Raw genomic sequence first — 20,852 nt, 5'->3', positions numbered from 1 at the left:
TTGAATCTCATATATAATCAGCTGTTAATCACTGATTAAATATACAAAATTGACCAGAAAAAAACAAACTCAAAAAAAATAGCTGCCTCAGTTTTGAGACAGCTACTTTTTGTTACATATCTAAATCTATTAAGCTTTCTTACTTTCAATATTAGGCAAAAAACCTGCAATTACACCAATTAACGGTAAAAAGGCACAAATTTTAAACACATATTCAATACTAGTCAAATCGGCGAGCTTACCTAAAATGGCAGATCCCAAACCTCCCATTCCAAAAGCAAATCCAAAAAACAAACCTGCTACCAAACCAACTTTACCCGGCAACAACTCTGTGGCATAGACCAAGATTGCCGAAAAAGCAGATGAAAGAATTAGCCCTATCAATACAGATAAGACACCAACCCAAAATAAAGAAACATAAGGAAACATAAGCGTAAAAGGCGCAACTCCCAAAATAGAAATCCATATTACATATTTTCTACCAAACTTATCTCCTACCATACCTCCTATAAGAGTTCCTGCAGCAACCGAACCCAGAAAAACAAATAAATAAATTTGAGATTCTTGTATCGATACATGGAATTTATCTATTAAGAAAAAAGTATAATAGCTCGTAATACTTGCCATATAAAAATATTTAGAAAAAATTAAAATCAGTAAAATCACCAAAGATGACCACACTCTTCTTTTAGATAGATGATGAACAACAGCCTCTTTTGTAACTGTATTATTTACTCGTTTTATTTCTAAATGTTCACTGTACCAAATCGCAATTTTATACAAAGCAAAAATACCGATCAAAGCAATTAGACAAAACCAAATTATATAAGATTGTCCATGTGGAATAATAATTAATGCAGCTAATAAAGGCCCAATAGCACTGCCTGCATTTCCTCCTAATTGAAAAATAGATTGCGCCAGCCCCCTTTTTCCTCCCGATGCTAAGTGAGCCACTCTCGAAGATTCCGGATGAAATATAGAAGAGCCAATACCAATGAAGCTTACAGCAACCAACAAATAGATAAAACTACTAGCAACAGAAATAAAAAATAAACCCAGCAATGTAAAACTCATTCCAACAACTAATGAATAGGGTTTAGATTTTTTATCTGTATGCATACCAACAAAAGGCTGTAAAATAGATGCTGTAAGTTGATAAGTAAAAGTTATCATACCTATTTGAGCAAAACTTAAATTAAATTTTTCTTTAAATAGTGGATAAACAGAAGGTATTACAGCTTGCAGTAAATCATTTATAAAATGGGAAAAGCTAATTATAAAAAGGATAGAATAAATTGTTTTCTGAATAATTTCAGGCTGCGTTTTGGTAGTTGTCATAGATTATTTTTTATTTTCTTATACATTAATAAATTTTAAATATTTATTTTTTTACAAAGATGGCATTAAAATATATTGTCGGAATTACTACATTTGGACAATGAATAATGAATATCAGACACATCTGGTCGTTGATTACGGATATATAATAAATGCCGCTTTACCTGTTGTAGGTTATACTACAACAATCACAAATGCCATTTGCTCATCACATTCGCATCCTCGCGCACAACTCATTTACGCCACTAGCGGCGTTATGAATGTTGTTATAAAAAATGAAATTTGGGTAGTCAATCCATTACAAGGACTATGGATTCCGGAAGGACTTGAACATCAAGTTTCTTTTCAGCAGAATGTAAATTTATATAGTATTTTTATTGATCCTTCATTTACTAATAATCTGCCAACGAATAGTTTTTCTTTTGATATTTCTTCTTTTTTAAAACAGCTGCTTTTTAAAATTGTTTCTTTTGACGATGATAAAGATATTACCCTTTCACAAAGAAAAATCATGGATGTTTTTTTAGATGAATTAACGTTAATCGAACCGAGTTCTACTTTTTTACCTACCAGCAATCATATACAATTAAAAAACGTTATTGCTCTTTTAATAAATGATGTATCCAGTAAATACACAATAGACTATTATGCTGATTTGTCCTGCATGAGCAGCAGAACATTATCCAGGCTTTTTATTAAAGAATTGGGAATGAATTTTAGTGATTGGAGAATCCGATTAAAACTATTGGAGGCCATAAAAAGATTAGGAGAAAAACAATCCATAAAAGAAATAGCTTTTGATTTAGGATACGAAACAACCAGCGCTTTTATTTTTATGTTCAAAAAAAATCTAGGCAAAACTCCATCAAACTACATTTTGGAAAATAAAATAAATGAAATTTTTTAATTAATTCTAAAATCAAATATCACAGAAAATCAGAATCATATTCAAAGCAAAAGGCCTCAATTCTAAATGAGGCCTTTTGCTTTGAATATAATGATTGTATAAATCCATTCGATAAATTTATACTGCATAAAAACTTAACAATCTATTATTCTACTACCTTAATTCCAGCTGCTAAAAACCGTATTTCTTCTTTGGGTGTAATAATAGCGTCAATTTCTGCTTTTGTTTTTTTAGCATCTTTAGCATAATGTTTCAACTCCTCTATGGATGTGATCATTTTTTCTGCAGTACCTTCTAAAACAACGTTTTTTCCCTTTAATGTAGTAGGGACAAAAAATGCATAATCTTTCATTTTTACAAAAAAGCCAGAACCGTCTTCTGTTTTAATAGTTAACCAACATCCCCTTTTCTCACAGACATCTGTCACCAATCCTTTTACAGTAACATTTTCTGATTTTTTTGTATTCTTTAATTCATTTTCTAATTTCTCTACTGAAATAGCCTTGCTTTCCGAAATTTCAGAAACATCAGTACCATAATAATCTCCTACTATGGCATTCCCTGCTGGCGGAGATTTTTTTTCTACTGCTTCCTGTGAAAAAGAGAGCGTAGAAAAACATATCGATAATAGGATTGAACATATTACTAGTTTCATAATCAAATAATTTTACCAAAAATAATACTAAAATTTGAAATAAATAAACTGTTTTTTTTGACTCGAATCAGAATAAAATATAGCAACAAAAAAGCCCCAATTTTCATTGAGGCTTTAAAATATAATTACTGAATATTATTTCAATTTCTTTTTAATTGCAACTTCATGGTATGCTTCAATAACATCTCTTTCTTCAATGTCGTTGTAACCTTTAATCTGAATACCACAATCGTAACCTTTAGAAACTTCCTTAACATCATCTTTGAAACGTTTCAATGCTACAAGTTCACCTGTATGCACTACTACTCCATCTCTGATAACTCTAATTTTAGAAGTTCTCATGATTTTACCATCCATTACCATACATCCTGCAATAGAACCTACTTTAGAAATTTTGAAAATCTCACGAATTTCAGCAGTTCCTAAAATTTCTTCTTTCATCTCAGGAGCTAACATTCCTTCCATTGCATCTTTCAAGTCATCAATAGCGGCGTAGATAATAGAATAGTAACGGATATCGATTTCTTCTTTATCTGCAAGTTGTCTCGCATTTCCAGCAGGGCGAACGTTAAATCCGATAATGATTGCATCAGAAGCAGAAGCCAACATAACGTCAGTCTCTGTAATTGCTCCAACACCTTTATGGATAATATTAATTTGAATTTCTTCAGTAGAAAGTTTAGAGAACGAATCTGATAATGCTTCAACAGATCCATCAACGTCTCCTTTAAGAATAACATTAAGTTCTTTAAACTGACCAAGAGCAATACGACGACCAATTTCGTCAAGTGTGATATGACGTTGTGTACGTACAGATTGTTCACGCATTAATTGAGAACGTTTAGACGCAATTTGTTTCGCTTCTTTTTCGTCTTCAAAAACGTTGAATTTATCACCCGCAGTTGCAGCACCATCAAGACCTAAAACAGATACAGGAGTAGAAGGACCAGCTTCTAAAACAATATGCCCTCTTTCGTCATGCATCGCTTTAATTTTACCATGATGTTTTCCAGCTAACATATAATCTCCAATTTTCAAAGTTCCATGTTGAACCAAAATTGTCGACACATATCCTTTTCCTTTATCTAAGAAAGCCTCAACTACAGTTCCCTGAGCTGCTTTGTTTGGATTCGATTTTAAATCTAAAATCTCAGCTTCCAATAAAACTTTTTCTAATAATTCTTTTACTCCTGTTCCAACTTTTGCAGAAATATCATGTGACTGAATTTTTCCACCCCAATCTTCAACAAGTAAATTCATACCAGCCAAACGTTCTTTGATTTTCTCAACATTCGCATTTGGTTTATCAATTTTATTGATTGCAAATATAATTGGCACTCCCGCAGCTTGTGCGTGAGAAATTGCTTCTTTTGTTTGTGGCATGATATCATCATCCGCAGCAACAACAATAATAGCGATATCGGTAACCTGAGCTCCACGTGCACGCATTGCGGTAAACGCCTCGTGACCCGGTGTATCTAAGAATGCGATTTTTTGACCATTATCTAAAGTCACTCCGTAAGCTCCAATGTGCTGTGTAATACCTCCAGACTCCCCAGCAATAACATTTTCTTTACGAATATAATCCAGTAAAGATGTTTTACCGTGATCGACGTGACCCATTACAGTAACAATAGGCGCCCTAACAACTAAATCTTCTTCTCTATCAGCAACGACTTCAATAGCTTCTTCGATATCAACTGTGATAAACTCAACTTCGTAACCAAACTCATCAGCTACAATCGTTAAAGTTTCAGCATCTAAACGTTGGTTCATGGTTACCATGATACCCAGAGACATACAAGTTCCAATTACTTTAGTAATCGGCACATCCATCATGATTGCAATTTCACCAACAGTAACAAATTCCGTAACTTTTATAGTTTTACTTCCTTCGTCAATAGCTCTTTGCTCCTCATCAGATTTCTGACGGTGTGTATCTCTTTTATCTCTTCTGTATTTAGCAGCTTTAGATTTTCCACCTTTCCCCTGAAGTTTTTCAAGAGTCTCTCTAATTTGGTTTTTTACTTCCTCTTCAGTAGGCTCAACCTTAGCTACAATTGCAGGACGGTTTCCTTTTACAAAACCAGGTCTTGCACTTCTGTTGGCATTAAAGCCTCCACCACCAGTATTTGGCGTAATTTTATTTGGGTTTGGAGTTCCCGGCGCATTTCCTGTAGCAGGTTTTGGTGCACCTGGCGCTCCTGGTTTAGGAGCAATTCTTTTACGCTTATTTTTATTAGCGTTATTATTTGCACCTGGAGCTCCTGGTTTATTAGGAGTTATTTTCGGATCTTCTTTCTTTTTCTTAGGCTTATTAAATTGAGATAAATCAATTGTTTGCCCAGTCAAAGTAGTTCCGGATAATTTTTGATATTGAGTAGTAATAGTCTCTTCAGCAGTTGCAGGATCTGTTGAAACAACAGGCTCTTGCGTTACTTTTGGTGCTGAAACTTCCGGACTAGATTTTACCTCTTTTTTCTCTGTAATAATAGGTTTTTCTACCTTTTTCTCTTCAGAAACGACAGGAGCAACTGGCTCAGGCTGTACAATTTCTTTTTGAACAGGTTTTTCTGGTTGAGCTGGAGCAACAACTGCTTTTGGTTCTTCTGCTTTAGCAGGTTCCTCAGCAGGAGCAGAAACAATTGCAGGTTTCTTTGGATTTAAATCAATTTTACCAACTTGAACAGGTCCGGTTACAACAGCTCTCGCTTTTATAATCTCTTGCTGTTTTTGGCGCTCTTCGTCTTGTCTGCGTTTGTCCTCAATTTCTTTCTCACGTTCAACACGTAAAGCCTCTTTTTCTTTTCTTTTCTCTTCTCCTACCTCTTTAGAAGCTTCCTTATTCCCCTTATCGCCCGCAAATTGGCTTTGTAGGATATTAAATTCGCTATCAGAAATTTTCGCATTTGGATTTGCATCAATAGCAATTCCCTTATCTTTTAGATAATCAACAGCTCTTTCTAACGAAATATTTAATTCCCTTAAAACCTTGTTTATTCTTATTACTCTCTCTTCAGACATATAACCTTTTTATTATTACCTTTTTCGTTGTGTTGTTAGAGTAGATAATTAGTTATCAAACTCTTCTTTTAGTATTTTCATAACGTCAAGAATAGTTTCCTCTTCTAAATCCGTTCTTCTTACTAAATCTTCTACTTCTTGTTTTAAAATACTTTTTGCAGTATCTAAACCTATTTTAGCAAATTCTTCAATTACCCAGTCTTCGATTTCGTCTGAAAACTCTGTTAATTCAACATCGTCTTCATCAGCAGTTGCACCAGCAACATCTCCCTCACGAATAACATCTAATTCGTAACCTGTTAGCTGACCTGCTAATTTAATATTGTGACCTCCTCTACCAATTGCTTTAGAAACTTCTTCTAATTTCAAGAAAACTTCAGCTCTTTTATTTTCTTCATCAATTTTGATAGAAGAAACCTTCGCAGGGCTTAATGCTCTTGTAATAAACAATTGAATATTACTTGTATAATTGATTACATCAATATTTTCGTTTCCTAACTCACGAACAATTCCGTGAATACGAGATCCTTTCATACCTACGCAAGCTCCAACAGGATCAATTCTGTCATCATAAGAATCAACAGCTACTTTTGCTTTTTCACCAGGAATACGAACTACATTTTTAACTGTAATTAATCCGTCGAATACTTCTGGAATTTCTTGTTCAAATAATTTCTCCAAAAACTTTTCAGAAGTTCTGGACATAATAATTTGAGGTTTATTTCCTTTTAATTCAACGCTTTCAATAATTCCACGAACATTATCTCCTTTACGGAAAAAGTCAGATGGAATTTGTTTTTCTTTCGGAAGTACAATTTCGTTTCCTTCATCATCTACTAAGATAACTACTCTAGGACGTACGTGGTGCACTTCGGCAGTATAAATATCACCGATAATATCTTTAAATTGCTTGTAAAGATTTGTATTATCGTGTTCGTGAATTTTAGATATTAAGTTTTGACGCAAAGCCAAAATAGCTCTTCTTCCTAAATCGATCAATTTAACTTCTTCAGAAACTTCTTCACCAATTTCAAAATCCGCCTCGATCATTCTAGCTTCAGTCAAGGTAATTTCCTCGTTCTCAAAATCAAGATCTTCGTCAGCAACGATTACTCTTCTTCTCCAAATCTCCATATCCCCTTTATCAGGATTTATAATAATGTCGAAGTTATCATCAGAACCGTATTTTTTTTTCAATGCATTTCTAAACACGTCCTCTAAAATTGCCATAAGCGTTACACGATCAATAAGTTTATTATCCTTAAACTCTGAGAATGAATCGATTAATGCTAAATTTTCCATGCGAATTCTTTAATTAAAATGTTACTGTAACAATTGCCTCTTTAATTTCTGTATAAGGTATTTGTTGCTCTTTTTGAACTGTTTCTTTTCCTTTTCCTACTTTTTTAGGTTCTCTTGCTTTCCAAGACAAAATTATAAAAACATCGTTAGCTTCTACTAATTCTGCTTCAATTTTTTCAGTATTTGTAGTAACAATCAACGTTCTACCAATATTTTTCTTGTATTGCCTTGTCATTTTCAAAGGAGACCCTACTCCAACCGATGCTACTTCAAGCGAAAAATCCTGTTCTTCACGATCCAGATTATTCTCGATTGCACGACTAATATCAATACAATCCTGCAGCGCCACTCCATTATCTCCGTCTAAACCAACACTAATTTTGAAAGAATCCGAAATAGACAAATCAATCAAAAAGACTGAAGGCTTTTCCAGAAGAGCTTCTGCGATTAATCCGTTTACTTTTTCTTTAAATGTCATAATTTTATAAAAAGAGGGGACACTTAGTCCCCTCATTATTTAGATTTTAATAAATAACGGTGCAAATATAGTGTTTTTTTTATAAATCAAAATAAATTGATTGCTCTAAAAATATTTCTTATCTTTATAGAAGCATTAAAATCACGGATTATTCAAATAATTTAACCTCAAAAAATTATGAAACGAATTTTAGTCCCTACTGACTTTTCAGAACACGCAGAAGATGCCCTAAAAGTTGCCGCTCAAATCGCTAAAAAAAACGATTCCGAAATCATCGTTTTACACATGCTCGAACTGCCACATCAAATGAATGATGCCATACTAGGCGGCGCAAGCATTCCTGAAACCATGCTTTTCATGAAAAAAGCAAACGAAATGCTTGACGAGATCTCATCAAAACCCTATTTAGACGGAATTCCTGTTACTGAAATTGTAAAAATGGACAAACCCATTCACGGAATCACACAAGTTAGCAAGGATTACGACATTGACTTAATCATCATGGGATCACATGGCTCTTCTGGTGTTGAAGAATTATTAATTGGCTCCAACACTGAAAAAGTTGTTCGAAATTCAGAAATCCCTGTTTTGATTATCAAAAAAGACATTTCTAATTTTAATGTATCTAATATTGTTTTTGCTTCTGATTTTTCTGCAGAAACAAAAAAACCATTCGAAAAACTCCTAAACTTTACCAAATTCTTTGAAGCAAAAATACATCTGGTTACAATCTGCACACCAAACAGCTTCAAACCGACACACGTTATCGAAAAAGCGATGAAAGATTTCGTAACCGAATTCAATATTACCAATTACACCACTCAAATTTACAACGACACTAATATTGAAAAAGGAATTATCAATTTTGCAAATAGCATAAATGCAGACATCATAGGAATGTGCACTCACGGAAGAACCGGTTTTGCACACTTTTTTAACGGAAGCATCAGTGAAGGCTTAGTAAATCATGCCGTTCGGCCTGTTATTACTTTAAAAATTTAAAAGTAAATCAGATTTATCAGGATTCACTTGAATTTGTTCCATAAAAAAAGCCTCTCAATCGAGAGGCTTTTTATGTTGGTCTACTAGGACTCGAACCTAGAAAGACTGCACCAAAAACAGTTGTGTTACCATTACACCATAGACCAGCAGTGCGGTTAAGCGAGTGCAAATTTAAAGCTTTTTTTAGTTTGCGCAAACTTTTTGAGAAAAAAAATCATTTTTTTTTCATTTTTTTTTCTTTCGATTCTGTAATATCACTGCAAGTATTTCACAAACAATGCGTTACTTTCGCCAAATAGTTTTGTAGAATTTTTTGTTAATGCTCGTTTCTTTACACAAAAAAACATTTTCTTTGTAGAATAGAAAACATACAAAATTTTAACATCTAAATATGGCACAATTCAATTTCAATAAATGGAATACAATTATTGGTTGGTTTGCATTTGCAATCGCTTTAACTACTTATACACTGACTGTTGAACCTACTATGAGCTTCTGGGATTGTGGCGAATATATTGCTACAGCCGCCAAACTAGAAGTTGGTCACCCACCGGGAGCACCTTTATTCCAGATGATGGGAGCTTTTTTTGCCATGTTTGCCATAGACAATCAACATGTAGCGGTGATGGTAAATATGATGTCTGTTTTTTCTAGTGCTTTCACTATTTTATTTATGTTTTGGTCATCGTCTATGATTTTGAAAAAAATTGTATCTCGTTTTGCAGAAATTGATCAAAACAATTCAATTGTTATTTTAGGAAGTTCATTTGTTGGTGCATTGGCCTATACTTTCTCTGATAGTTTTTGGTTTAATGCTGTTGAAGCCGAAGTTTATGCAATGGCTTCCTTATTAATTGCATTGCTTTTCTGGCTTGGTCTTCGTTGGGAACAAGATATGGATCAGCCAAAAGGAAATAAATGGCTGTTAATTATTTCACTTGTTGTCGGACTTTCTTTTGGAGTTCACTTTATGGCTTTATTGACAATTCCTGCAATTGGTTTTCTATATTACTTTAAACATTACGAAAAAGTCACTGTTAAAAATTTTATTATTGCGAACGCTGTTGTAATTGCTATTTTATTATTCATTTTCAAATTACTTTTGCCTTTAACCATGGCTTTCTTTGGAAAAACAGAAGTTTTCATGGTAAACAGTATGGGACTTCCTTTTAATTCAGGATCCATTTTCGTTGCTTTACTTTTTATCGCTTTCTTTTATTTTGGATTAAAATATACAAAGCAAAAAGGCTTGGTTTTCTATAACACTATTATTCTTTGTGTTTTATTTATCCTGATTGGTTTCTCAACCTGGATAATGCTGCCTGTTCGTGCAAATGCCAATACAGTTATCAATGAAAACAAACCATCAGATGCTACAGAGGTTTTAGCGTATTATAATCGTGAACAATATGGTGTAAATCCATTATTTTATGGACCTCAGTATACTGAAGTTTTTTCCGGACTTGACGAAAAAACTCCTTATTTAGATAAAAAACCTAACTACGAAAGAGATTATAAAACTGGTAAATATGTGATTACCAACAATTACAAAAACGCAGATCAAAATTCTGATGACAATCAAAAAACGATTTTGCCAAGAATGTGGAGTACCGAAACCGGGCACATTCAAAACTATATCAGTTTCACTAATCCTCCTGCCTTTAAAATAAATCCAAATTATCCTTATGAAGATGATTTAGCAAAATACGGTATTGATGCGAGTCAATTAAGTGAAGAGGAATACAATAAAGCTACAGCCCAATTACGAAACGAGGTTGAAAAAACTGTTTCTGAATTCAGAAAAGCTTACTCGCAAAAACAAATTGACAATGAAGGCTATGTTAAGTTCTTAAATAGTTATAAAGATTATTTAATCATAGAAAAACCATCAACCGCAGACAACTTCAGTTTTATGTTCGAATATCAGTTTGGATACATGTATTGGAGATATTTGATGTGGAATTTTGTTGGACGTCAAAGTGACGAACAAGGAAAATACGATAATTTAGACGGAAACTGGATTAGCGGAATCAAAGCTCTTGATTCATTACATCTTGGATCTCAGGACAATTTACCTTCTGATGTTTTAAACAACAAAGGAAGAAATGTTTACTTTTTCCTTCCATTTATCTTAGGACTTATTGGAATAATGTATCATGCCAATAAAGATCTTAAAAGCTTTTATGTGCTTTTGGCATTGTTTTTATTTACTGGTATTGCATTGAAAATTTATTTAAATGAAAGGCCTTTTGAACCTCGTGAAAGAGATTATGCACTGGTAGGATCATTTTATGTATTTGCAATCTGGATAGGTTTTGGAGTCTATTCCTTATACGAAAGTATTCAGAAATACATTGCTCCAAAAATCGCCGGGCCAATTATTATTACCGCAAGTTTATTAGCTGCGCCTATTTTAATGGCGTCTCAAAACTGGGATGATCATGACAGATCAAACAAATATACTGCAGTTGCAATGGCTAAAGCATATTTAACTTCATGCGACAAAAACGCTATTCTATTCACTATTGGAGACAATGATACTTTCCCGCTATGGTATGCCCAGGAAATCGAAGGCATTAGGACAGACGTAAAAATCGTAAATACAAGTCTGTTTATGACGGATTGGTATATTGATCAAATGAAGGCAAAATCATATGAATCTGATCCATTACCAATATCATTCACTCATGATGAATATGTGGGAGATAAATTAGACTACGTGGCTTACATTCAGAAAATAGACACTCGTTGGAATGTCAATGACTTTATTAGTTTTATTAAAAATCCAAAATCGACCGTAGGTTTACAAAACGGACAAACAATTCATTTTTATCCAACGAATAAAATTAGAGTTCCCGTAGATAAAAATCTAATCATCAAAAACAAAGTTGTTAACCCAAAATACAACGATTCTATCGTTCCGTATATGGACATCGATATCAAAGGAAGCGCGATCTACAAAAATCGTTTGATGATGCTTGATATTTTAGCCAATAACAACTGGAAAAGACCAATCTATTTTAGTGGTGGTGCTTTTGACGATGAAGATTATTTATGGTTAAAAGATTATTTACAATTAGATGGAATGGTATACAAATTAGTTCCTATTAGAAATGTCCCTTCAAAAGAAGGCGGACCAATGGATATGGGACAAATTGATGCAGATAAAATGTATGATATTGTAATGAAATGGGACTGGGGTAATAGTGATAGTGATAAAATTTATCACGATCCTGAAACCAGAAGAAACAGCATTACATACCGCACTAATTTATCTCGCTTAAGTGATCAATTAATTGCAGAAGGTAAAATAGACAAAGCTAAAAATGTGATTAATCTGGCAATGACAAAATTACCTGTGGACAAGTTTGGATATTACTCATTAGTCGAGCCTTTTGCAAATGGATATTACAAAGTTGGTGAAACTGCAAAAGCACATGACCTGCTAAATAAATTAGTTCAGAAATATAAAGAGAACTTAAATTATTATGCAACATTGACTCCAGGCGATCAAACCGATTTAGCTATGGATATTATCACTGATATTGAGCGTTACAGAAGTCTGCTACAGGTTATGGAACATAACAAGGATAAAGCATTCTACGAAAAACACAAGGTTACGTTTAATACGTATGTAAATGTTTTCGAACGTTTTGGACGCGAAAAAGAATAATAAGATACGAAAAATATACTGATTAAAAAAATGCAGTGCTACTAGTTAAATAGCGCTGCATTTTTTATTTTTACATATATCTAAATCATTTCACAATGAGCTTTTATTGGGTAAAAACAAATTCATTTATAAAAAGGGTGTTTTCTAAGTATTGTTGGGATATTCCAAATCAAGAAAAGAAAATATACCTCACTTTTGATGATGGTCCAACTCCTGAAGTTACAGATTGGGTTTTATCCGAATTAAAGAAATTTGATGCAAAAGCCACTTTCTTTTGTATTGGAAAAAACATTAATGCCAATTCATCTTTGTTTGAAAGATTAATCGCAGAAGGACATTCTATTGGAAATCACACCATGAATCATATCAATGGATGGAAAAGCCAAACAAATGATTATATTGAGAATGTAAAAACTTGTGCTTCTATTTTATCAAATGAAAAAAGGCTGAATGGCTTACTATTTCGTCCTCCTTATGGGAAAATAAAAAAAGCACAATCTAAAATTTTACGAAGTTTAGGCTACAAAATAGTAATGTGGGATGTTTTAAGTGCGGATTTTGATCAGAGTATTACACCAGAAAAATGTCTTGAAAACGTAACTAAAAATGTAACATCGGGAAGTGTAATCGTTTTTCATGACAGTATAAAAGCATCGCAGAATTTAAAATTTGCGTTACCTAAAACTTTACACTTTTTAAAAGAAAATGGATATACGTTTGATATTATTCATTAACAATACCAACTTGAGAAGAAGGAGTTTTAAATACTGAATTGATCCTGGACAATTCCTATAATCGTATTTGCATCAAGTTCTCCTGATTGCCTCCAGATCATTTGTCCTTCTTTATAAATCATTAAAGTAGGAAGTCCTTTTATACGCAAGGCTTCAGCAAGTTCCTGATTTTTATCTACATCAATTTTAATTACTTTGGCTTTATCGCCTAGTGCAGCAGCTACATCCTTAATAACAGGATGCATTGATACAGATGATTCGTTCCAATCTGTGTAAAAGTCTATTAACACTGGAACCTGAGCATTTATAAGTTCTCCAAATTTTGACATAAACCAAAAATTTAATTCTTTTAATCTATTAAAAAGAGATAATTAATACAAATGTAGCATTTTTAACGAATTAAGCCACATTCTTGCCTTTTTTTAGTTCGATGACTGTTATTTCCGGCATGATACCAACTCGTCCCGGATACGCATGAAAACCAAATCCACGATTCACGTAAACATATCTGCCAACATTTTCATACAGACCAGCCCATTGTTTGTAAATATATTGCGCCAGACTCCATTTAAAATAACCCGGAATTTCTATTCCAAATTGCATACCATGCGTGTGGCCTGACAATGTTAAATGGAAGTTTTTGGGATGGTCTTTAATTTCAGCTTCCCAATGACTAGGATCATGGCTCATTAAAACCTTAAAATCATCCTCAGGAACATTTTCTGATGCTTTATTTAAATCGCCTGCCTTTTTAAAATTAACCCCCCAATTCTCCACTCCAATTAAGGCAATTTTATCATCCCCTTTTTGAATATAAGTATGTTCATTTAGCAATAGTTGAAATCCAATTTTTCCATAAAGACCCTTAATCTCCTGAAAATTTTCGTTTTTTTGCTTTTCAGAAGGCCAGGTAACATATTCCCCATAGTCATGATTTCCTAAAATTGAAAACTTACCGTATTTATACTCTTTAATTCGATTAAAAGTCTCCAGCCAGGGATGCATTTCTTTTGCGTGTGTATTTACAATATCTCCTGTAAACAAAATCATATCGGCTTCCTGCTCATTGATTAGATCAATTGCATAATTTATCTTTTCGGGATCGTCAAAACTCCCACTATGAACATCTGAAATCTGAGTGATTCTAAAACCATCAAAAGCATCTGGTAAATCAGGAAAAAAGACGGTTTGCTTAAATACTTTGAAATTATATTTTCCTTCGAAGATTCCGTAAATCAAAGATAAAAATGGAACAGCTGCCAAACCTAATGCTATCTGACTGATAAACTTTCGTCTGTCTGGCATCATTTCTTTTCTTGGAGCATTGTACATAAAATAATTTAAAAGACTTGCTCCTATTCTAAAAATATCTTCTCCAAACATTATAAGAGTTAGTACAATTTTTGGCACATATACTAACAACATCAAACCCATTGTAAACATGGTTTGCTTGGTTTGTCCAACAGAACGATCAAACTGTGTAAATGAATAAACAATAAAAACCAGAAGAAGTAAACTTATAACCTGATAACTTATCAAAACCCACCTTAATTTGATTAAAGTTCGGAAAGCCTGATAAGAATAAAACTCAATAAATAAAAATAGAGCACATAGAATTACAAAACGAAGGATCATGTAGGTGTAGTTTTAAGCAAAGTAACAAAGAATGAAAATCTTATCACTTTTTATTATCAAAAATTTAACTCAAATAACAACAAAAAAAGCTGGCAAATTTCTCCACCAGCTTTTTCTCTACCAAATTTTTTAAAACCTTTTAATCCACAATAAAGTTTATAAATAAACTTATGCCTTCTTATTTTTGAGCTTTTGCCGCTTCTGGCTTAACTTCTGCTTTTTTAGCTTTTTTATCTGCTTTTTTATCCTTTTTAGAAACTTTAGCTTCTTTTGCCGGAGCTGTTTGAGCAGGAGTTGTTTGAGCGCTTACCATTGCAGTTGTTCCTAAAATAGCTACTGCTAACATTACTAATTTTTTCATGATTTAAGTTTTTATGATTATTATCTTATTATTTATAGCTCAAAGATATAATCGGAAAATGAAGACAAAATGAAGATTGAAGCAGTTTTCAAAATTTAACTTTTAATTGTGTAATTGCACTTCCGGAAACAAAAGAGTAAAGTTGGTTCCTTCATTTATTTCAGAAGTAACTTTAATCTCAATATGATGAAAAAGAGCAATACTCTCAGCAATGGCAAGTCCTAAACCCTGCCCGTCCTGATCAGAACTTATTCGGGCAAATCTGTTGAATATCTTTTCGATTTGTGTGGCATTCATTCCAATACCGGAATCTTTTATAGCAATAAAATATTGACTATTATAAAACCCGTCTTCAACTATAATACTGCCCGTTGGTTTATTATATTTTATAGCATTTGTAACTAAATTATAAATCAATATGTGAATCAAGGTTTTATTTCCGGTAAAGACAAAATCATGGTTTATATTGTTCAAAAACTGAATTTCTCGGTCTTCAATTCTATCTTGTAAATCTTCTTCTAAATCTTTGAAAATATTTTTGAAATTGATTTTTTCATTAGCCTCATACTGATTGTTTTCGATTCTGGAAATCAGCAATAAGTTATTGATAATTTTTTTCAGCATATCTAATGTTCTCAATGCACCGGCGATTTTATCAAAAGCATTGTCGTCTAAAGATTCATTCTGTAATAAATTTTCGAACTTATTTTTTAGTAAAGCAATTGGTGTTAACAATTCATGGGAAACATTCGAAATAAATTGTTTTTCTTTTTTAAAAAGCTCCGTAATCCTGTCCATCATTTGATTTAAAACCAAATCTAGTTCACGAAAATCTCTTGATCTTGCCTTAATTGGAGTATGATCAAAAGCTTCAGGTTCGTTAACGCGCCTAATTTTAGTATCAATGATTTTATAGAAAGGTTTGAGCAGGTATTCGATATAAACTGTATCTGCCAAAAAAGTCACTAAAAGAATAACGACCAAAACGATAATAATGAAGAACCTAATTATAAATGTAAGATCGTTTACTTCACCTAAACTACTTCCAATTTCCAACTGATAACCCTGGTTTTCATAGGTAAAATGATATTGCAAAATTCGATATTCATTTTCTTCACCTTCAATCACCCGGTAATCGTTGCTGAAAGTTGTTTTCTTCTGATTTGGTTTTAGAGGAATTTTAGAAAGCACCAAAAATTCACTGTGCAAAGTGGAAAACTGCGAATACGTTTCGGTAGAATCATCTGAATTTTCGATAAAATCATTGATCTCATTTTGATTCAAATGATCAATAAATTTTTTCTTTTTCTCTACCAATCCATTATTAATATGTCTGTACACCACATTTTCGACTAAAATGGGTAACATCAGCCATAAAATCAAAATCACCAACAATCTTGTCAGTGCATTAAAAATAGCCAATTGGTGTTTTATTTTCACAGAAATTTATTTACTCGTTTATACGATAACCTACATTCCGTACGGTTTCGAACCAATTTATTGTAGTGTGTTTGTCCAATTTTTTTCGGAGATTTCGAACATGAACGTCAATAAAATTTGAATCAGAATTAACTTCTAAAATATCTCCCCAAATATGCTCTGTAAGTTGTAGCCGGGTGATGACACGATTTTTATTCAATACAAGATATTGAAAAATATCAAACTCTTTTTTAGTCAAATTAATTGGAATTTCATCATAACTCACTTTATAATCCTGCAATTGCAATAAGAAACCATGCACTTCTAAATTGTTCAAAGTAAAACCATGAATTCTGCGAATAACCGCAAATAATCTTGCACTTAATTCAGTCAAAGCAAATGGCTTTGTCAAGTAATCATCAGCTCCTAAATGCAATCCATTTATTCTGTCATCTAATTCTCCACGCGCCGTCAGGACAATTACAGCCATTTTAGATTTTGTTTTACGAATGGTTTTCAAAACCTCAAAACCATCACCATCAGGCAAACCAAGATCAAGCAGCATCGCATCATAATCATTACTAGCTGCTTCTTCAAGGGCATCAGCGCAAGTATTTGCAATTTTACATATATAACCGGCATTACACAAAAAATCGTAAATTTCTACGGCAAGCTCCTTATTATCTTCAACAATTAAAATATTCATAAAAACAGCGTTTAAGCGCAACTAAATTTAAGCAATTAAAAAAAGTCTTGTTGTGCATTATTAAAAAATTAACGAATCAAAAAAAAGCTGACAAATTTCTTCATCAGCTTTCTCATCCACATTCCATAACCATTATTCCTGTTTTGTTTCCTTCTACCATGATTTGAAAACAAAACAAAAGCAATACTTATTTTTTCACTTTTGCTGTTTCTGATTTTGAAGTTTCACTTTTCTCAGTTTTCGCTTTTTTTTCAGATTTGTGTTTAGGATGTCTGGTAGATTTAACTTCTTTTGCAGGAAGTGCTTTTACTTCTTTTGCAGGACCTACTTTTACAGCAGGAGGAAATGCATGTACCATTGCACTTGTTCCTAAAACGGCTACTAGTAACATCAATAAATTTCTCATGATTTCTAAATTTTAAATTAATACCTTTTATTTTATAGATCAAATGTACTCTCGTAAAATGAAGGCAAAATGAAGAATTGCATCAACATAAATACTTTAACTTGATATTAACGCTTTTTATGTTTTTCCACCATATAAGTAATATAAGTTCATTTTAACAATGGCGCTTAGCAGTGTGTCAATAGTTTGGTTAACATATAGCAGGGCATATAAGATAGCCTCGAATAATAAAATGAACTTATATTACTTATATGGTGGAAAAAAAATCTTTTTAGTTTAATTTTTGAGAACCCAATTGTTTATTTTTACAGACTAATATTTTTTTTATGTCTACTCAAAAACGTCTTTTTCTTCTCGATGCTTATGCATTAATTTTTCGTGGTTATTATGCCTTTATAAAAAATCCGAGAATTAACTCTAAAGGAATGGATACATCAGCAATCATGGGATTCATGAATTCGCTTTTGGATGTTATTAAACGTGAAAAACCAGATCATTTAGCTGTAGCTTTTGATAAAGGCGGAAGTCACGTAAGAACCGAAATGTTTGTCGAATACAAAGCCAATCGTGACGCTACTCCGGAAGCGATTAAAATTGCGATTCCTTATATTCAGGACTTATTAAGAGCCATGCACATTCCGATTATCGAAATAGCAGGTTGTGAAGCTGATGATTTAATTGGAACTATTGCAAAACAAGCCGAAAAAGAAAACTACAAAGTCTTTATGGTAACTCCTGATAAAGATTTTGCTCAATTAGTTTCTGAAAACATATTTATGTACAAACCAGCCCGTATGGGGAATGGAATAGAAATTTGGGGCGTTCCCGAAGTCTTGGCAAAATTTGAAATCGAAAGACCGGATCAGGTTATCGATTTTCTTGGAATGATGGGAGATGCTGTTGATAATATCCCAGGATTACCAGGTGTTGGTGAAGTTACTGCCAAAAAATTCCTGAAGGAATTTGGTACGATGGAAAATCTTCTGGAAAACACACATTTACTGAAAGGTAAAATGAAAGAAAATATCGAAGCCAATAAAGACAAAGGAATTTTATCTAAAAAATTGGCTACAATTATCTGCGATTGTGATGTTGTTTTCAATGAAAACGACTATGAACTTTCGCGTCCGGATATAGAAAAAACAGATGCTATTTTTCAGGAATTAGAATTCAGAAGAATGGCAGAACAATTTGATAATTTATTTAAAGTTGGTGGAGGAAATGAATTAGCCACTTCATCAACTCCTGCTTCTGATGCTAAATTATACAAAAAACCACAACCTAAAAATGAGGATCAATTTGATTTATTTGGTGGAGGAAGTTCTGATGAAAATCCTGAAACTGCCAGAACTTCATTCTACAATACTTTAGAAAACACACCACATTCCTATCAGGCAATTGAAGGCGATTTGGGAGTTAAATTACTTTTGCAAAATTTACAAAAACAAACTTCTGTTTGTTTTGATACCGAAACTACTGGATTAGATGCTTTAAATGCGGAGTTAGTAGGGATTTCATTCTCATATGAAAAAGGAAAAGGATATTACGTCCCGTTTCCGGAAAATCAGGAAGAAGCTCAGGTTTTAATTGAAAAATTCAGACCATTTTTCGAGAATGAAAGCATCGAAAAAATTGGTCAGAATTTAAAATACGATTTAAAAATCCTTTCTAATTATGGTATTACTGTAAAAGGGAAGCTTTTTGATACGATGATTGCGCATTATCTGATTAATCCGGATATGCGTCATAATATGGATATTTTAGCGGAAACCTATTTGAAATATTCTCCAAAATCAATTGAAACTTTAATTGGTAAAAAAGGGAAAAATCAAATTACGATGCGTGATGTTGCCCTTGAAGACATTAAGGAATATGCCGCTGAAGATGCTGATGTAACTTTTCAATTAAAAGAACTTTTTACTGCAGAATTAGACAAAACAGAAACCAAAAAGCTATTTGATGAAATCGAGATTCCGTTAGTGAGCGTTTTAGCCGCTATGGAAACCGAAGGTATTCGTTTGGATGTTGAGTTTCTAAAACAAATGTCGACTGAAATGGAAGTTGAAATTAAATCTTTGGAACAAAAAATCTACGAAACTGCCGGCGAGAAATTCAATTTGGCTTCACCAAAACAATTGGGAGATATTTTATTTGATAAAATGAAAATTGGCGGTGCCAAACAAAAGAAAACCAAAACCGGTCAATATGCGACCGGCGAAGATGTTTTAACGTATTTAGCCAATGACAATCCGATTATAAAAGAAATTCTGGATTGGCGTCAAATGGTAAAATTACAAAGCACTTATATTTTGGCTTTGCCGGAACAAGTCGACAAGAAAACATTACGCGTTCATACGGATTATATGCAAACTGTTGCCGCAACCGGACGTTTGAGTTCGAATAATCCAAACTTGCAAAATATTCCGATTCGAACGGAAAGAGGTCGTCAGATTCGTAAAGCCTTTGTCGCACGCGATGAAAATCATACTTTAATCTCTGCCGATTACTCTCAGATCGAATTAAGAATTATTGCCGCTTTAAGTGGTGAAGAAAATATGATTAAAGCTTTCCAGGATGGAGAAGACATTCACAAAGCGACCGCAGCTAAAGTTTTTAATGTTCCTTTAGAAGAAGTTTCACGCGAACAAAGAAGTAATGCAAAAACCGTAAACTTTGGGATTATTTACGGTGTTTCTGCATTCGGATTGAGCAATCAGACTTCATTATCAAGAAGCGAAAGTTCGGCATTGATCGAAGCCTATTATAAAACATATCCAAGATTAAGATCATATATTAATGAACAAATTGAATTTGCGCGCGAAAAAGGATACGTGCAAACGATTTTAGGTCGTCGTCGTTATTTAAAAGATATTAATTCGGCAAATGCTGTAGTGAGAAGTGCTGCGGAACGAAATGCTGTAAATGCACCAATTCAGGGAAGCGCTGCCGATGTGATTAAAATTGCAATGATTAATATTCATAAAAAATTGACAGAAGAAAACTGGAAATCTAAAATGTTGCTTCAGGTTCATGATGAGCTTGTGTTTGATGTACATAACGATGAATTAGAAAAAATCCAACCGATGATTAAACACGAAATGGAAAACGCCTTTATGATGAGCGTTCCTTTGGATGTGGAATTAGGCATGGGTGCAGATTGGCTGGCGGCGCATTAAAAAATTTTAGATTTTCTCATAACCACTATATGATAA

General features: G+C 33.1%; 16 protein-coding genes and 1 tRNA gene. 5 read left to right on the top strand and 12 right to left on the bottom strand.

What is annotated here, in order from left to right:
- Window positions 1-129 precede the first annotated feature (129 nt).
- Window positions 130-1,338, bottom strand: a complete 1,209-nt coding sequence (locus ASC72_RS10370; RefSeq protein ID WP_056190469.1) for an MFS transporter — start codon at window positions 1,336-1,338, stop codon at window positions 130-132.
- Window positions 1,339-1,438: 100 nt separating this feature from the next.
- Here ASC72_RS10370 and ASC72_RS10365 point away from each other — a divergent pair, with 100 nt between their 5' ends.
- Window positions 1,439-2,245, top strand: a complete 807-nt coding sequence (locus ASC72_RS10365) for a helix-turn-helix domain-containing protein (protein ID WP_056190467.1) — start codon at window positions 1,439-1,441, stop codon at window positions 2,243-2,245.
- Between the two features lie 145 nt (window positions 2,246-2,390).
- Here ASC72_RS10365 and ASC72_RS10360 read toward each other — a convergent pair whose 3' ends face one another.
- The 4 genes from ASC72_RS10360 to rimP form a co-directional block, all read right to left on the bottom strand.
- Window positions 2,391-2,900 (bottom strand): DUF4920 domain-containing protein, encoded by a 510-nt coding sequence (locus tag ASC72_RS10360; RefSeq protein WP_056190465.1) that lies wholly within the window; start codon window positions 2,898-2,900, stop codon window positions 2,391-2,393.
- Window positions 2,901-3,035: 135 nt separating this feature from the next.
- Entirely contained in the window at window positions 3,036-5,924 is a 2,889-nt protein-coding gene (gene infB, locus ASC72_RS10355) for a translation initiation factor IF-2 (protein ID WP_056190463.1), read from the bottom strand.
- A 48-nt stretch (window positions 5,925-5,972) separates the two neighbouring features.
- The gene (nusA, locus tag ASC72_RS10350; protein ID WP_056190461.1) at window positions 5,973-7,226 is read right to left on the bottom strand and encodes a transcription termination factor NusA; all 1,254 of its coding nucleotides are present in this window, start codon (window positions 7,224-7,226) and stop codon (window positions 5,973-5,975) included.
- A 13-nt stretch (window positions 7,227-7,239) separates the two neighbouring features.
- Window positions 7,240-7,704, bottom strand: a complete 465-nt coding sequence (gene rimP, locus ASC72_RS10345; RefSeq protein WP_056190519.1) for a ribosome assembly cofactor RimP — start codon at window positions 7,702-7,704, stop codon at window positions 7,240-7,242.
- A gap of 177 nt (window positions 7,705-7,881) precedes the next feature.
- Between rimP and ASC72_RS10340 the strand changes: the two genes are divergently transcribed.
- Window positions 7,882-8,706, top strand: coding sequence for a universal stress protein (locus tag ASC72_RS10340; protein ID WP_056190459.1), 825 nt, complete (start codon window positions 7,882-7,884; stop codon window positions 8,704-8,706).
- Between the two features lie 75 nt (window positions 8,707-8,781).
- Here ASC72_RS10340 and ASC72_RS10335 read toward each other — a convergent pair.
- Window positions 8,782-8,852: transfer RNA gene (locus ASC72_RS10335), tRNA-Gln, on the bottom strand.
- A 245-nt stretch (window positions 8,853-9,097) separates the two neighbouring features.
- On the opposite strand from ASC72_RS10335, the gene ASC72_RS10330 reads away from it, so the two are divergent.
- Window positions 9,098-12,379 carry a DUF2723 domain-containing protein gene (locus tag ASC72_RS10330; protein WP_056190456.1) on the top strand — a complete coding sequence of 1,094 codons (3,282 nt, stop codon included), beginning with the start codon at window positions 9,098-9,100 and terminating at the stop codon, window positions 12,377-12,379.
- 95 nt (window positions 12,380-12,474) lie between these two features.
- Window positions 12,475-13,113 (top strand): polysaccharide deacetylase family protein, encoded by a 639-nt coding sequence (locus ASC72_RS10325; protein ID WP_056190455.1) that lies wholly within the window; start codon window positions 12,475-12,477, stop codon window positions 13,111-13,113.
- Window positions 13,114-13,139: 26 nt separating this feature from the next.
- On the opposite strand, the gene ASC72_RS10320 is transcribed toward ASC72_RS10325, so the two are convergent.
- The 6 genes from ASC72_RS10320 to ASC72_RS10295 form a co-directional block, all read right to left on the bottom strand.
- Complete coding sequence (locus tag ASC72_RS10320) at window positions 13,140-13,442, bottom strand: co-chaperone YbbN (protein WP_056190453.1); 303 nt, start codon at window positions 13,440-13,442, stop codon at window positions 13,140-13,142.
- Between the two features lie 70 nt (window positions 13,443-13,512).
- Window positions 13,513-14,748, bottom strand: a complete 1,236-nt coding sequence (locus ASC72_RS10315; protein WP_056190451.1) for a metallophosphoesterase — start codon at window positions 14,746-14,748, stop codon at window positions 13,513-13,515.
- A 178-nt stretch (window positions 14,749-14,926) separates the two neighbouring features.
- The gene (locus ASC72_RS10310; RefSeq protein ID WP_056190449.1) at window positions 14,927-15,109 is read right to left on the bottom strand and encodes a hypothetical protein; all 183 of its coding nucleotides are present in this window, start codon (window positions 15,107-15,109) and stop codon (window positions 14,927-14,929) included.
- A 102-nt stretch (window positions 15,110-15,211) separates the two neighbouring features.
- Window positions 15,212-16,549, bottom strand: coding sequence for a cell wall metabolism sensor histidine kinase WalK (locus ASC72_RS10305; RefSeq protein ID WP_241775675.1), 1,338 nt, complete (start codon window positions 16,547-16,549; stop codon window positions 15,212-15,214).
- A 10-nt stretch (window positions 16,550-16,559) separates the two neighbouring features.
- Window positions 16,560-17,234 (bottom strand): response regulator transcription factor, encoded by a 675-nt coding sequence (locus ASC72_RS10300; protein ID WP_056190444.1) that lies wholly within the window; start codon window positions 17,232-17,234, stop codon window positions 16,560-16,562.
- Between the two features lie 187 nt (window positions 17,235-17,421).
- Window positions 17,422-17,640, bottom strand: a complete 219-nt coding sequence (locus ASC72_RS10295) for a hypothetical protein (protein ID WP_056190442.1) — start codon at window positions 17,638-17,640, stop codon at window positions 17,422-17,424.
- A 326-nt stretch (window positions 17,641-17,966) separates the two neighbouring features.
- Between ASC72_RS10295 and polA the strand changes: the two genes are divergently transcribed.
- Entirely contained in the window at window positions 17,967-20,816 is a 2,850-nt protein-coding gene (polA, locus tag ASC72_RS10290) for a DNA polymerase I (protein ID WP_056190440.1), read from the top strand.
- Window positions 20,817-20,852: the final 36 nt, after the last annotated feature.

It is taken from the genome of Flavobacterium sp. Root420, from assembly GCF_001427905.1.
GTDB lineage: Bacteria > Bacteroidota > Bacteroidia > Flavobacteriales > Flavobacteriaceae > Flavobacterium.
Note: the sequence above shows the minus strand (reverse complement) of the source record. Positions and strands in the feature narration are given on the sequence as shown.

Bases quoted from the DNA above. Each gene is read 5' to 3' on its own strand.
- ASC72_RS10325 (WP_056190455.1), top strand. From the start codon at position 12,475: ATGAGCTTTTATTGGGTAAAAACAAATTCATTTATAAAAAGGGTGTTT.
- rimP (WP_056190519.1), bottom strand. From the start codon at position 7,704: ATGACATTTAAAGAAAAAGTAAACGGATTAATCGCAGAAGCTCTTCTG.
- ASC72_RS10295 (WP_056190442.1), bottom strand. From the start codon at position 17,640: ATGAGAAATTTATTGATGTTACTAGTAGCCGTTTTAGGAACAAGTGCA.
- ASC72_RS10360 (WP_056190465.1), bottom strand. From the start codon at position 2,900: ATGAAACTAGTAATATGTTCAATCCTATTATCGATATGTTTTTCTACG.
- ASC72_RS10340 (WP_056190459.1), top strand. From the start codon at position 7,882: ATGAAACGAATTTTAGTCCCTACTGACTTTTCAGAACACGCAGAAGAT.
- nusA (WP_056190461.1), bottom strand. From the start codon at position 7,226: ATGGAAAATTTAGCATTAATCGATTCATTCTCAGAGTTTAAGGATAAT.
- ASC72_RS10330 (WP_056190456.1), top strand. From the start codon at position 9,098: ATGGCACAATTCAATTTCAATAAATGGAATACAATTATTGGTTGGTTT.
- ASC72_RS10320 (WP_056190453.1), bottom strand. From the start codon at position 13,442: ATGTCAAAATTTGGAGAACTTATAAATGCTCAGGTTCCAGTGTTAATA.
- ASC72_RS10300 (WP_056190444.1), bottom strand. From the start codon at position 17,234: ATGAATATTTTAATTGTTGAAGATAATAAGGAGCTTGCCGTAGAAATT.
- ASC72_RS10365 (WP_056190467.1), top strand. From the start codon at position 1,439: ATGAATAATGAATATCAGACACATCTGGTCGTTGATTACGGATATATA.
- ASC72_RS10370 (WP_056190469.1), bottom strand. From the start codon at position 1,338: ATGACAACTACCAAAACGCAGCCTGAAATTATTCAGAAAACAATTTAT.
- ASC72_RS10315 (WP_056190451.1), bottom strand. From the start codon at position 14,748: ATGATCCTTCGTTTTGTAATTCTATGTGCTCTATTTTTATTTATTGAG.
- infB (WP_056190463.1), bottom strand. From the start codon at position 5,924: ATGTCTGAAGAGAGAGTAATAAGAATAAACAAGGTTTTAAGGGAATTA.
- polA (WP_056190440.1), top strand. From the start codon at position 17,967: ATGTCTACTCAAAAACGTCTTTTTCTTCTCGATGCTTATGCATTAATT.
- ASC72_RS10310 (WP_056190449.1), bottom strand. From the start codon at position 15,109: ATGAAAAAATTAGTAATGTTAGCAGTAGCTATTTTAGGAACAACTGCA.